Source organism: Methanoculleus sp. UBA303 (assembly GCA_002501655.1).
Lineage (GTDB): Archaea > Halobacteriota > Methanomicrobia > Methanomicrobiales > Methanoculleaceae > Methanoculleus.
Window position 1 is genome coordinate 18,752 of record DANY01000043.1, and the last position, 12,661, is coordinate 31,412.

The 12,661-nt window shown below is 60.7% G+C and carries 11 protein-coding genes and 1 pseudogene; 2 read left to right on the forward strand and 10 right to left on the reverse strand.

Annotated features, from left to right (window positions below; genetic code table 11):
- Positions 1-115: 115 nt before the first annotated feature.
- Entirely contained in the window at positions 116-1,840 is a 1,725-nt protein-coding gene (locus BP846_RS10770) for a M28 family metallopeptidase (RefSeq protein ID WP_292395255.1), read from the forward strand.
- 49 nt (positions 1,841-1,889) lie between these two features.
- Here the strand turns inward: BP846_RS10770 and BP846_RS10775 are convergent, their stop codons facing one another.
- From BP846_RS10775 to BP846_RS10800, 6 genes are all read right to left on the reverse strand, one after another.
- Positions 1,890-2,792: a hypothetical protein gene (locus BP846_RS10775; RefSeq protein ID WP_292395257.1), complete on the reverse strand. Its 903-nt coding sequence runs from the start codon at positions 2,790-2,792 to the stop codon at positions 1,890-1,892.
- Between the two features lie 8 nt (positions 2,793-2,800).
- The gene (locus tag BP846_RS10780) at positions 2,801-3,742 is read right to left on the reverse strand and encodes a calcium-dependent protein kinase (RefSeq protein WP_292395259.1); all 942 of its coding nucleotides are present in this window, start codon (positions 3,740-3,742) and stop codon (positions 2,801-2,803) included.
- Positions 3,743-3,961: 219 nt separating this feature from the next.
- A complete protein-coding gene (locus BP846_RS10785; RefSeq protein WP_292395261.1) occupies positions 3,962-4,429 on the reverse strand; it encodes a hypothetical protein in 468 nt (155 codons plus the stop codon).
- 101 nt (positions 4,430-4,530) lie between these two features.
- Positions 4,531-4,776 (reverse strand): hypothetical protein, encoded by a 246-nt coding sequence (locus BP846_RS10790; RefSeq protein WP_292395263.1) that lies wholly within the window; start codon positions 4,774-4,776, stop codon positions 4,531-4,533.
- 333 nt (positions 4,777-5,109) lie between these two features.
- Positions 5,110-5,589 carry a hypothetical protein gene (locus tag BP846_RS10795; protein WP_292395265.1) on the reverse strand — a complete coding sequence of 160 codons (480 nt, stop codon included), beginning with the start codon at positions 5,587-5,589 and terminating at the stop codon, positions 5,110-5,112.
- Between the two features lie 160 nt (positions 5,590-5,749).
- Positions 5,750-6,157, reverse strand: coding sequence for a bacteriohemerythrin (locus BP846_RS10800; protein WP_292395267.1), 408 nt, complete (start codon positions 6,155-6,157; stop codon positions 5,750-5,752).
- Positions 6,158-6,329: 172 nt separating this feature from the next.
- Between BP846_RS10800 and BP846_RS10805 the strand changes: the two genes are divergently transcribed.
- Positions 6,330-8,078: a M28 family metallopeptidase gene (locus BP846_RS10805; protein ID WP_292395269.1), complete on the forward strand. Its 1,749-nt coding sequence runs from the start codon at positions 6,330-6,332 to the stop codon at positions 8,076-8,078.
- A gap of 277 nt (positions 8,079-8,355) precedes the next feature.
- On the opposite strand, the gene BP846_RS10810 is transcribed toward BP846_RS10805, so the two are convergent.
- The 4 genes and pseudogenes from BP846_RS10810 to BP846_RS10825 all read right to left on the reverse strand — a co-directional run bounded on the left by BP846_RS10810 (position 8,356) and on the right by BP846_RS10825 (position 12,655).
- Positions 8,356-8,673, reverse strand: a complete 318-nt coding sequence (locus BP846_RS10810) for a hypothetical protein (RefSeq protein WP_349680780.1) — start codon at positions 8,671-8,673, stop codon at positions 8,356-8,358.
- A gap of 348 nt (positions 8,674-9,021) precedes the next feature.
- Positions 9,022-10,041, reverse strand: a pseudogene (locus BP846_RS10815) (RNA-guided endonuclease InsQ/TnpB family protein).
- A 336-nt stretch (positions 10,042-10,377) separates the two neighbouring features.
- The gene (locus tag BP846_RS10820) at positions 10,378-12,216 is read right to left on the reverse strand and encodes a hybrid sensor histidine kinase/response regulator (protein ID WP_292395271.1); all 1,839 of its coding nucleotides are present in this window, start codon (positions 12,214-12,216) and stop codon (positions 10,378-10,380) included.
- 4 nt (positions 12,217-12,220) lie between these two features.
- Positions 12,221-12,655: a response regulator gene (locus BP846_RS10825; protein ID WP_292395273.1), complete on the reverse strand. Its 435-nt coding sequence runs from the start codon at positions 12,653-12,655 to the stop codon at positions 12,221-12,223.
- Between the last annotated feature and the right edge of the window lie 6 nt (positions 12,656-12,661).

The following is a 12,661-nucleotide window of genomic DNA, read 5'->3' on the forward strand; positions in this document are numbered from 1 at the left end:
AGCGTGCAGGGGAAGCGGGGGGAGACGGTCACGGCGATGCTGCCGTCCGGGGGACCGGAGATCGCTTATATCGTGACGGCGAACCCTCCAATCAGGATACCCGGGAAAGAGAACCATGCAACAACTATCGATACGGGCGGTCGCCGCCGTGCTTCTGATCGTGATCGCCGGGATCGCGCCAGCGGCCGCACTCGACGATCACACGGCCGATCCTGCACGGATCGAGGAGATGACCCGCGACCTCTGCACGTTCGAGCGGGCGTTGGGGTCGGAAGAGCGGACGGCGGCCGCGGCCTATATCACCACCGCGATGGAAGAGCGCGGGCTCTCGGTCAACACCGCGAGGTTTGCGTATGCCAACTGTTACTTCGACCCGCCGCTTGCCCTCTCCTCAAACATCATCGGCGTCAGGAAGGGGGCGACCGACCGGATCGTCGTCATCTCTGCGCACTACGACACTGCCGTCCCGGAAACGCCCGGCGCCGACGACAACGCTGCGGGCGTGGCGACGATGCTCGAAGTCGCCCGGATCCTCAACGCCACCCCCCTGAACCGGACGGTCTATTTCATCGCCTTCGGCGGCGAGGAGACCGGGCTTGACGGGAGCAGGCGGTGGCTCTCCGACAACCCGGACCTCCACGACCGGATCGTCGTCGCGATCAACCTCGACTGCGTGGCATCCGGGGACCGTCTGCTGGCCACGGTGCTCCCCCAGCACCGGTGGATCCTTGACGCGCTCCCGCCGTCGGCGTGCATCGAGGAGACGCCGGCCCGGCTGCTTGACGCTGCACGGGGGGACGAACATGCCTTCCGTGCCGCCGGGATACCGACGATCCGGCTCTACGAGCGCGACAGTCATGCAATCATCCATACCCCCGACGACCGGCCGGAGCGGCTCAACTACACCCTTGCCGCAGAGTGTGCAGAGATCGTCACCGGGACGGTTGTGGGGCTTGACGCGGGCGGTGACGGGCCGGGAATCGACCTTTCGGTCGAGAACGGGACAGTCATCTTCACAACTCTGAATGACGCACCGATCGAGGTGATCGTCGACGGCACCAGCCTCGGGGTGCTCCCGTCGGGGTCGGTCACCCTCCCGAAAGGTCCGCACGTTGTGCAGGCAGCCACCTACGGCCCCACCGGGGCGAAAGCGGTTGCGACGGTCATGGGGGAGGGGGTAGAGATCGTGCCGCCGACGGTATCGGGGAGCGCCGTCACCATCCCCTGGGGAGCTGACCCTGGCGAAGACCCAATGATCCACCTCACCTTTGCGGCCGTCCCGCTCTCCTACCGCCTCGACCGCCCGGAAGAGGTCGCCCGTGTCGACGGTTACTTTGACGGGGTCCTGATCCGGGATCTCAATAACGGCCAGGGGGTGATCCCAGTCCGGGGGCCGCACTCCTTCACAGTCGTGGCCTACGGAGCCGACGGCTCGGTCCTCGGGACCGACCGGACCGACTTCTTCCTCCAGCAGTTCGGGATGGTTAACCTCGACGGCGGGCTCCTGCGGGTCGATGAGACCGGCGGGGTTACCTGCTCCGCGTCGGCCCGCACCTACACCTACAACTACACTCCCGGTGAGATCTACGATATCGTGGGGGGGTGCGACTACCGGGACACTGCGGATGTATTCCTGCAGACGGCGGAGTTCCGGGTGGACGGCCCCGGCGGCCGGAAGTGTGAACGCCGCTTCTTTGATGTGCCGGTCCTCAACGACACCCAACGACAGGAGATCGGTTTCTGGCTGGAACCGGAGGGGCCCGGAGTCTATCGCTGGACCATCTCCTGCAGCGAGGGCGACCGCAGGGCTGCGGAGACCGGGAGCCTCGTCCTCAACTGAACCGGCTACCCAGGGGCCGGTCGGTACCCCCGCACCAGCGCCCACTCAGTCATCGGGCTCTTCCCGGCCTCATAGCGTCGATCAGGCTCTTTGAAAAGCTTGCAACCCGGCTCCCGGTAACATCCGGAGAACCCTCGGCCCCATCCGACAGCACGCAGCGATCGGTCGCCAGAGGCCAGAATTTCGGGATGACGTCCCGCTCATCGTAGATGACATGCACGATTCTCTGCTCCCCGCCGATCTCGACGGTCCCTGCCTGGGCGATAACGAGCGACATCGTATTACTCTTGATCGTCCCGAGGATCACGTCGCCGCCGACCGTGAAAGATGCGGAACTCTCCGGGCTCCCGGCGACCGTCCCCTCGAAGAACCAGATGCGGGGGAGGGCGACGGCAAACGTGCCCGACTCGTTCTTAACGAAGGCCCGGGCGCCTTCTGCGACGGGACCCAGCACCGGTTCAAGGTCGAGCACGAACTCTTGACCACGGAGGCGGAGCGCTACCTGGCTCCCCGAACCCGCGTCTGCGATGAATGCCCCCGGATCGGCGGTCATGAGGTCGTACTTCCGGAGGGGCGGGAGGTTTGTGAGGTTCACCTTGCCGGCCGGCGGGACCGGGGTGAAGTAGCCTGAGTCGGTCACGACCACCTGCGCCGTTGGGCCGGACGGCAGGCCCGATACCGTCACAGACTCACATTCGGGGAACGTCACGTTCTCCCCGAGCAGGATCAGGCCGGGGTACTTCTCGGCCAGTTCTGGGCCCGGGCGCACCGGTTTTTCCGTAACTATCGGTTTGTTGTACATCGACATATCCCGGGGTGTGACCCACTCGTCGAAGGTATCAAGCCAGTTTGTGTTCTCCCCACCGGCAGAGACCACCGGGATGAAGAACGCCCCGATGAGCACTGATGCCAGCAGCAGGCCAGGCAGCCGCACTTTGATGCTGTTCATCATCTCCCGAATCACTCCCCTGCATCAGCAAAGACGTATTCGATATACGGTTCAGGAGCACCGCCCCGGACCGCGATTCCGGAAAACGCATACACCGGCCGGACCAGATCCTGCACGACACCTCTCGGCTCCATCCAGTAACCGATCGTGACATTCTCAATCGTGATCTGATCATACTCCCCACCCACGTGAGGGCGGACGGTCCTTGCTGCGCGAAGATCCTCATATGCCTCCTTGGGGGATCGGAGGCTGACATTCCCGTCCGGCGTCACCTCACGCCAGGTCTTCACGAGCCCGACGACCTCGCCGCCGTCACCCAGGATCACCGCAAATTCGTCGCCATAGACCGGCTGCCCGTCGAACGACCGGCCGAACCGGACCGCTTTCGTCACATCGTACGACACCTCCGGTTCGCTCCCGCCTGCTTTCCAGACCTCCTGCTTCTGGTTCACCTCGGTCTTCACAACCCGGGCATCCGGCGACTGCATGCCGGTCTTCTCAAGGAATGCAAGAGCAATCTTCTCTGCCTCCGCGTCCGCGGGAAGGGCTGGCTGCCGGGTCACTTCGGTCGGGAACTCTTTGTCAAGGATGTGGTAGGCCACGGAGCCGGAATGTGCATACACCGATACCTGCTCCTCCGGGTCCTTCGAGGCATCGATGAGGAGGAACTCACCAGTCGCCTCGCTGGCCGCTTTCGGTTCTCCCGAGAGCCCGAATTGTTCTGCAATCTTCCGGACCTGCTCTTCCGTGATGGCGGCAGGGACTACCCGGTAGAGCGTATATGAGTCACGCACCTCTGGGAACTCGGCAGTGAGAGAGTACTTCTCTTCACCTGCGCCCGCCACGGCGGGAAGAGGATTCGCCGGGGTCTGGCACGGACCAAGAACCCATGCGCACCCGGCTATGATCGCGAGAGCGAGACAGACAAGCACACCAACCTTTTTTAGTGCCATATTAAGACCTCGATTTAATTACATTGGTACAGCCACCGGTAGATTCACTGTCAACAGTATCCACGCATGAGAACTCAACGTACTGCTATATCCCTTTTCTGTGACACGCGTCTACACGTCGGGTCTGTCCGATCGCTTCGCTACCGAAAAACAGTCGGCAAGAGCCCGGGGCCGAGCCGAACGGCGGAGATCAGATCCTCCCGGCGGGACCGCGGTCGTTCAGTCCCCCGGAGTGGCCGGGGAGGGCCTCCCGACCCGGATTGCGAGCACCCCGCAGGAGAGCGCCGCTGCTGCAGAGAGAGCACCGAAACCCGGCGCGGCGACAGCCGGGTCGTCCGGGGCCGCCACGAAGATGTCGTCTCCATCGCTCACTGCGATTGCCCGCCCGTCGGGGGACCAGTACGGAAAACCGTCCAACTCGGGAGTATCGGTGAGCCGGAAGACCTCGGCCGCGGCTGCGGTTCCCTCAGTAAGGCTTGTTCGTAGCATCAGTCCACCAATGATCGGTCTACAGCGACTAGAACGGCTCTCGGGGGGATAGTTATCGAGTTCAAAGAGCGGGGATGAGATGAACTTGACCGGAAGGTTGCTGATACCCATCGCCCTTCCCCGGCTCTCGAGTGTCCCGTACAGGTTATCCATCGCTTCGGGATCCATCGTCCGGTTTTCAGCGATGGAGACGAACACGTAACCTTCAATATCATAACCGAAACCGTGAATCGGACCGTCAGGATAGTACCAAGGCTTGATATCGCACCTGGCATCGGCCACAAACTTATCGAGGCCATCTAGGTGCGCCGCATCTCCGCGTCTTTGAGGACGGGTAGTGCCCCATACCTGCGAAGAACAAGATCATGCGCATTCAGGTACTCGACACCAGCCTGAATGTCAGCCTGAGAGATCTCCTCTACAGGCGTTTCTTCAACCACTGGCGTACCAGGACCGATCGGTGTTGCAGAAACCGTACCAGCAGATACTAGCACAAATAGTATCAGTGCTGCCAAAAACAGTGGGAACCCAAAGCCCGCCTTCATTCTTCTGTTACCTCCATTGTTCGCTACACAAACAGAGGAAGAAAGGACCGTATCCGCAAGTGCGTACTAACTTCCTCGGTATCCAGGGTGCGTCATCCGGGACGTCAGACCTGGGGATGGGCGCCCCCCGCGCATCTCAGGATACCGATTTCGGTATCCACGCATGAGAAGTCAACGTACTTCTATATACCTTTTCTGCGGCACGCGTCTACATATCGGGTCTGTTAGTTCGATTTGATACCAAAAAGCAGCCGTCAAGAGCCCGGAACCCGGGCCGTGCCGAACGGCAGAGATAGGATCCCCGCCCCGGCAGGGCCGCGGCCGCTCCGGTCATCACTCGCCGATCGATGCGGCGACCTTCGTTATCTCACCTGCGGGGAGTCGCCCCGTCATGCAGAAGGAGGCATCGTTCCAGTTCCACCGGAGCAACCAGAGAGAGCCATCCGAGGGATCGTCACCCTCGTAGACCAACCGGCCCTCGATGCCGTCGCCCTGGACGATCCGTTTCTCGTTCCCGGCGACCGTCGGGCCGGGGCACGGGGCGTCCGGGGACGAGAGCCTTGTGACTCGGAGGTCGCCGGCGGTGCTGGTGTAGATGAGCGTGACGCTGCCGTCAGAAGAGCAGGTGGCGTTTGCAAAGACGTAGCCTTCAGGGAGGTAGGACGGCACGGGAATGTCGGGGCCGAAGACCTCGCGGGCCTCATCGAGCGTGCCTGCGTATTCAGGCGTGACCGCCGCCGGCTCCGTGCCGGTGCACCCGGCAGCGGCAATGAAGCAGCAGAGCAGGATAATGGGAGGGAGAATGGGTTTCATAACGATTCCTCGGTGCGGATGCCCGGAGTTGCGCGGCCGACCATGGAGGGAAGAGAGAGGCATGCTCCCCTGTAGGGGGCCGGCTCCGGCATCCGCACAGTGAGGCTTTCGCCCCGACCTATATACCTTTTCTGTGTCGGGGACATGCATATCGGGCCGGTCAGGAGAGGCCGTGCTCATGGAAGCAGTCGGTGTAGCGCGTATCCGACCCCCGGATGTGAGTCGCCACCCACTGGCTGAGGAAGTTCATGACCTGAATCGAGAGGCCGAGCCTGCCTTCCTCGAACCCCTGCGCAAACTCGCCGACCTTCGCGACAAAGGCCTGGTGCTCACGCCGATGCGCGGCAAGGCCGGCATAGCCGAACTTCTGCATGTACTGCTCCTCGGCCGAGAAATGATACTGCGTGTAGGCGGCAAGATCCGCAAGCACCTTACCGAGAACATCTTTCCCGCGTTTTGCAAGCATCGCATCGTGGAGGTCGTTGATGAGCGATACAAGCCGCTGGTGCTGGCCGTCGATCTCTTTGACGCCGACGGAGAGGTCGTCGGACCACTTCATGAATGTCATGATCTGGGATGGTGCCTCCCTCCGCATAAATTGTTCGCTTTTTTACGAACATAGAGACGATGAACACCAACCATCGCCCATCAAGCCGGTGATCACTTATAACACGGCGGCGGACCCTCTAATCAGGACACCGGCCGCGTAATGGATTCCGCGCAGCCGGGGAGACGATACCATGCAGCAACTATCAATACGGACGGCCGGTGCCGTGCTCCTGATCGTGCTCGCCGGGATCGCACCGGCGGCCGCTCTCGATGAACCGACAGCCGATCCCGCAAGGATCGAGGAGATGACCCGCGACCTCTGCACGTTCGAGCGAGCAGAAGGGTCGGAAGAGCGAACGGCGGCGGCGACCTATATCGCCGGTGCGATGGAGGAACTTGGGCTCTCGGTCGACACCGCGAGGTTTGCATATACCAACTGTTACTTTGACCCGCCGCTCAGTCTCTCCTCAAACATCATCGGCGTCAGGGAGGGATCGACCGACCGGATCGTCGTCGTATCCGCACACTACGACACCGCCACACCGTACGACACCGCCGGCCCGGAGACGCCCGGCGCCGACGACAACGCTGCAGGCGTCGCGACGATGCTTGAGGTCGCCCGGCTCCTCGACGACATCCCCTTGAACCAGACGGTCTACTTCATCGCCTTCGGCGGCGAGGAGACCGGGCTTGACGGGAGCAGGCGGTGGCTCTCCGACAACCCGGACCTCCACGACCGGATCGTCGTCGCGATAAACCTCGATTGCATCGCCTCCGGAGACCGGCTGCAGGCGACGGCGCTCCCTCAGCACCGGTGGATCCTCGATGCGCTCCCGCCGTCGGCGTGCCTCGGGGAGACGCCTGCGCAGTCGCTGGCCGAGGCACAGGGAGACGAGCACGCTTTCCGTCTCGCCGGGATACCGGCGCTCCGGATCTACGAGCGGGACAGTCACCTGATCACCCATACCCCCGAAGACCGGCCGGAGCGGCTCAACTACACCCTCGCCGCCGAGTGCGCACGGGTCGTCGCCGGGACGGTTGTGGGGCTTGATGCGGCCGGCGACGAGCCTGAGATCAATCTTTGGGTCGAGAACGGGACGGTGACGTTCACGGCCACGGACAACGCCTTGGTTGAGGTGATCGTCGACGGCACCAGCCTCGGGATGCTCCTGTCCGGGTCGGTGACCCTCCCGGGAGGGTCACACGTCGTGCAGGCGGTCACCTACGGCCCCACCGGGACGAAAGCGGTCGCGACGGTCATGGGGGAGGGGGTGGAGATCGTGCCGCCGGCGGCATCCGGGAGCGGCATCGCTATTCCTTTTGGGAGCATAGCCGAACCCGGCGAAGAACCTCCGTTCCACTTCGGATATGCGCCAACCCTGCTTTCATACCACCTCGACCGGCCGGACGAGGTCGCCAGGGTTGACGGTTACTTTGACGGGGTCCTGATCCGGGATCTCGAAAACGACCATGCGGTGATCCCGGTCGCAGGGCCGCACTCCTTCACGGCCGTGGCCTACGGAGCCGACGGCGCGGTGCTCGGGGCCGACCGGGACGACTTCGCACTGCAGGGTTTCAGGAGCGCGCATCTCGACGGCGGGCTCCTGGAGGTCAATGAGACCGGCGGGGTTACCTGTTCCGCGTCGGCCCGCACCTACACCTACACCTACAATCCCGACGAGCGGTATTATATCGTGGTGGGATGCGACTACCGGGACACCGCGGACGTGTTTCTGCAGATGGCGGCGTTTCAGGTGGAACGTCCCGACGGTTATAAGGATGACCGCCGTTTCTTTGACATGCCAGTCCTCAACGACTCCCGGAGGGAGGAGAAAACGGTCATCCTGGACCCGGAGGGGCCGGGCACCTACCACTGGACCGTCTCCTGCAGCGAGGGGGACGGAAGGGCCGCGGAGACCGGGAGCCTCGTCCTCCGGTGAACCTACCTGAACTCCGATGCCGGTAACAGTCCAATATATCGGACATATGTCCAAAAGTTTGGACGCTCGGGGGGAGCACCTCAGGGGGCCCTCCCCTCGTTATCATATTGCAATCAGGCGCAACCATACATGCCCGGGCGAGCCCCCATGTCGCGGGTGTTTAAGGTCTTCCTCCGCCGCTAAGCCCTACTCGATCTCATAGCACCAATCAGGCCCTTTACGAGGCTTGCAACCCGGCTTCCGGTAACATCCGGAGAGCCCTCGGTCCCGTCAGGCATTACGCGTCGGTCGCCAGAGGCCAGAACTTCGGGATGATGTCCCGCTCATCATAGATGACATGCACGATCTTCTGCACTCCGTCGATCTCGACGGTCCCGGCTTGGGCGATGACGAGCGACGTCGTGCCGCACCGGACCGTCCCGAGGATCACGCCGCCGCCGACCGAGAAGGATGCGGAACTCCCGGGTTCCCCGGCGACCGTCCCCTCGAAGAACCAGATACGGGGCAGGGCGGCAGCGAATGTGCCCGACTCATTCTTAACGAAGGCCCGGGCGCCTTCGGCAACAGGGCCCGGCACCGGTTCGATGTCGAGCACGAACTCCCGGCCGGAGAGGCGGGAGGTTTGTGAGGGTCACCTCGCCGGCCGGCGGGACCGGGCTGAAATACGCAGGATCGGCCACGGCCACGTGTGTCGTAGGGCCGGCCGGCATCCGCTCTCGATCTTCTCTCACCATGACCACCGCAGGACCCAGCAGGTCTACAAGAGACAGGTCAGAATCCTGCTCCAGAACCTGGAACAGTGGGAGGAGTTCGTGGCCAGCCGATCCCGGATCGAGGATGGCTTCAAGGTGGCCAAAGAAGCGTTCTCGTTACGGAGATTACACCGCTATTCAAGACACTCAGTCGTGACTGCTCCCCCTCCTCTCGTCGGGGGCGTCTTGGGTTATCCCTGAGATTGCAGTCCCAATCTCATAATATTGATCGCTGCGTTCTGATCCCGATCCATCACCAACCCACAATGCGGGCAGGAATGAACACGATCAGAAAGCGTCTTTGCGACGACCATTCCACATCGGGAACACTGCTGAGACGTGTTTCTGGGGTTCACCAGGATCACGCGCGAGCCAGCCTCTTCCGCTTTGCTCTCAGTGATCGAGATGAACATCGTCCAGGCGACATCGGCAATGCTTTTTGCCAGGCTGTGGTTTTTCTGCATGTTTGCGATATTCAGATCCTCGAACACAATCGTCCCGAACCGATCCACCAACTTCCGGGAGGTCTGGTGAGCAAAATTGAGCCGTCTGTTGGCGATCCGTTCGTGAACGTGCGCGACGATCTACCGGGCTTTCTTCCGTTCTGGAGTACCTTTCTCCGCTTTTGAGAGCCTTCTCTGTGCTTTTGCAAGGGCTTTCTCGTCCGTGCGGAAGAACCGTAGATTCTCGATCTTTTCTCCGTTCGAGAGGGTGGCAAAGGATTCGAGACCAACATCGATCCCGACTGTGGTCTCCTTCCGTGGTGCAGGCGTGGGATCGTACTCGACCGAGAAGCAGGCATACCACTTCCCGGTCGATGACCGCCAGATCGTGAGCGTCTTGATTGTCCCTTCAACCGGGCGATGAAGGACGACCCTCACGTCTCCGATCTTCGAGAGATGGAGGTGGTTTCCATCGAGGTTGAACCCATACTGAGGATAGGTGAAACTGTCGTATCGCCCCTTCCCCTTGAACCGAGGGTATCCAAGGGTTTCTCCTGCCTTTACGCGCCGGAAGAAGGCTTTGAAGGCAAGATCAACGCGCATCTGAACATTCTGAAGAACCTGAGAATGAACCTGGTTTAGATCGGGTCGCTCCTTTTTCCATTGGGTCAGGATCTTGTTGGTTTCATAGAGAGAAATGGGACGCTGCTCCTGCTCCCACGCGTTCTTTCGCAATGCGTAATAAGGGTGCCGGAGGACGGCATTCATCCCCCACTAAAGTGGGGGGCCTTCTGCCTGTTTTCTTCGTAAAAGTCGTCGTGGTGAATGTACTTCTGGTAGGGGCGACAATAGCAGCGGGAGTTAACGAAAAGAAGAAATTACAGAGGGTCGCGGAGTGGTGAGGCGGGGAGGGGGCTAATCTTCTTGCTTTTGATGTGTAGCCGCCTGTTCTACATACCCTGGAGATGATTTTCGTAACTGTTGAAATACCGGCAATGCTCAACACCGCGCGCAAGCCCGTCGACCCCTTGCGCAGCCAGGCCACGAGGGAGCGTACAGGATCCGGCAGTTCTACGAGGCGAAGCGGAAACCTGCCCCGCTTCGTTACGGGGGTTTCAGGGACAACCGATAATCGGTGACCGATCCGGTTTCGCGTATCCGCCAGGCTTTGGGGGGTACTAAGATCTCAAATCTTGCTCCTTTCCCTTCCTCACCGGTCTCCTCGATTGTGATACCTGTGATGCTGAGAATCTCCCTGGCTAGAAATAGACCATATCCGGTATTCTTCCCGACGCCCCTGTAGAAGATCCTTTTCTTCATCTCCTGAGGGACACCAGTCCCGTTGTCCTCGATAATAATGACACCGGAACCATCCATCTCCCGGAACGACACCGTAATCTCCGTCGCCCTTCCCCCATGACGAACGGTGTCGTCTATCAGATTGAAGAACACCCGCTCAAGGAGCGGATCCGCATAGACCTCCAACGGACCCACGGCAATATCCAGGTGGACCCCTTCAAGTGGGGCGCTCTTCGCCGCTTCCTGCACCACCCGACCCACGCACTGCCACGTGGCGGTCTTCATCCCCATATCCTGATAATCGCGGGTGAACATGATCTGTGCCTGGATAGCCCTGACCGCCCTCATCACGCCCTTGAGATTCTCCTCTGCGGTCGAGCCGGGGGACACCCCCTCTTTGAGGAGTTCGAGATCCCACGTAACCGCCATGATACTGTTCAGGATATCGTGCCGCGTAATGGACGACAGCAGGTTCAGTTTTTTATTGACCTCGCGGAGCGAGCGGCGGTACTGTTGCATCTCCGTAACGTCCTTGGAGATCCCGACGCAACGGACGGGGCGACCGGACGGATCCCATTTGGTTACCTCACCCCTGGAGTACACTCCAATCCACTGGCCGGTCGTGCCCCGGATGCGGTATTCGACATCGAAACAGGGGATTTTTCCGGCAAGGTGTTCATCGAGCGCCTGCGTGACCCGATGAACATCGTCCGGGTGTATGAGTCCGAACCAGGCATTCCGGAAGCCGCCTGCTTCATCGGGAGAAATGCGGACCTGATCAACCCAGGAACTGTTCAGGACCGCCCTGTCGGCCGCGATATCCCAGTCCCAGACAGACAGATCCGCCCCTTTCATAGCAAGGTTCAGGCGCTCTTCACTTTCTCTGAGCGCTTTTTCCATACTCTTCCGCTCAGTGACATCAACGCACGAAAACAGGATGCAGAGGGGATTGCCGGACTTATCGGCGACAAGGTGCACAGAGACCTGAGCGTCGATACCCGATCCCTGTGCCTCCAGGACCGTCGATTCGCCGATCCAGCTGCCTTCGTTGAGCACGGTACGCAATATTTTCGGGGTATCGTCGTCAAACGTGATGAGATCGCCAATCGGCCTGCCAAGCAAATCCGCTTCGTTGCACCCTGTCAGCTTGAGAAACGACCCGTTCACACACGTGATGGTCCCTGCAAGGTCCGTCGTCGCGATGCCCTCAAGGGACGAGGCAATGGCGTATTCGTGTATCCGTAACACTCGTTCCAGTTGTTTGCGTTCAATTGCGTAGTGGATAACCCGCGACAGCCTATCGCTGTCGAGGTTCCCCTTGATGAGGTAGTCCTGAGCGCCTTCCTTCACGGCCTCAAGGGCCATAGATTCAACGTCGAACCCGGAGAGCACGATGATCGGAATTTCCGCCGTCTGGTTGAACACCCTTCTGAACGTATCCAGCCCCCAGCTGTCGGGCAGGGCAAGGTCGGTGATCACGATATCAAACTGTCCTATCTGTATCTGCGCCATCCCTTCGGAGAGACGTTCCACCCATACGAGATCGAACCGTTTTTCTTCGAACGCATTCAGTATCTCCCGGATCAGCAACGCATCGGATGGGTTATCCTCGATAAGAAGCACTCTGAGGGGGTACCGGATCATGACATTACGCTCCACCCGGCAGCGTAACAACGTGCAACCAGAAGTGCTCAATCGACTGGACCACGCAGATGAACTGCTCCCAGTCGACAGGTTTGGTGATGTAGCAGTTCGCGGCGAGTTTATACATCCGGAGAATGTCTTCGTCCGCTTTTGAGGTCGTCAGAACGACGACCGGGATGCATTTTAAGTTATCATCCGCCCGTATCTCCTCAAGAACTTCCCTGCCGTCCTTTTTAGGCAGGTTCAGGTCAAGCAGGATGAGATCCGGACGGGGTGCCTGTGCATACCGGCCCTCGCGGTGCAAAAATGCCATCGCTTCCACACCATCCCGGGTAATATGCAGTTGGTTGTGGACTTTCCCTTCTTTAAAGGCCTCTTCCGTCAGGGATATGTCGCTTTCGCTGTCCTCGACAAGAAGTATCTCGATTGGACGAAACATCGCATT

Excerpts from the sequence above, each read along its gene's own strand:
- BP846_RS10775 (WP_292395257.1), bottom strand. The coding sequence starts at position 2,792 with ATGATGAACAGCATCAAAGTGCGGCTGCCTGGCCTGCTGCTGGCATCA.
- BP846_RS10820 (WP_292395271.1), bottom strand. The coding sequence starts at position 12,216 with ATGATCCGGTACCCCCTCAGAGTGCTTCTTATCGAGGATAACCCATCC.
- BP846_RS10800 (WP_292395267.1), bottom strand. The coding sequence starts at position 6,157 with ATGACATTCATGAAGTGGTCCGACGACCTCTCCGTCGGCGTCAAAGAG.
- BP846_RS10770 (WP_292395255.1), top strand. The coding sequence starts at position 116 with ATGCAACAACTATCGATACGGGCGGTCGCCGCCGTGCTTCTGATCGTG.
- BP846_RS10825 (WP_292395273.1), bottom strand. The coding sequence starts at position 12,655 with ATGTTTCGTCCAATCGAGATACTTCTTGTCGAGGACAGCGAAAGCGAC.
- BP846_RS10805 (WP_292395269.1), top strand. The coding sequence starts at position 6,330 with ATGCAGCAACTATCAATACGGACGGCCGGTGCCGTGCTCCTGATCGTG.
- BP846_RS10780 (WP_292395259.1), bottom strand. The coding sequence starts at position 3,742 with ATGGCACTAAAAAAGGTTGGTGTGCTTGTCTGTCTCGCTCTCGCGATC.
- BP846_RS10795 (WP_292395265.1), bottom strand. The coding sequence starts at position 5,589 with ATGAAACCCATTCTCCCTCCCATTATCCTGCTCTGCTGCTTCATTGCC.
- BP846_RS10790 (WP_292395263.1), bottom strand. The coding sequence starts at position 4,776 with ATGAAGGCGGGCTTTGGGTTCCCACTGTTTTTGGCAGCACTGATACTA.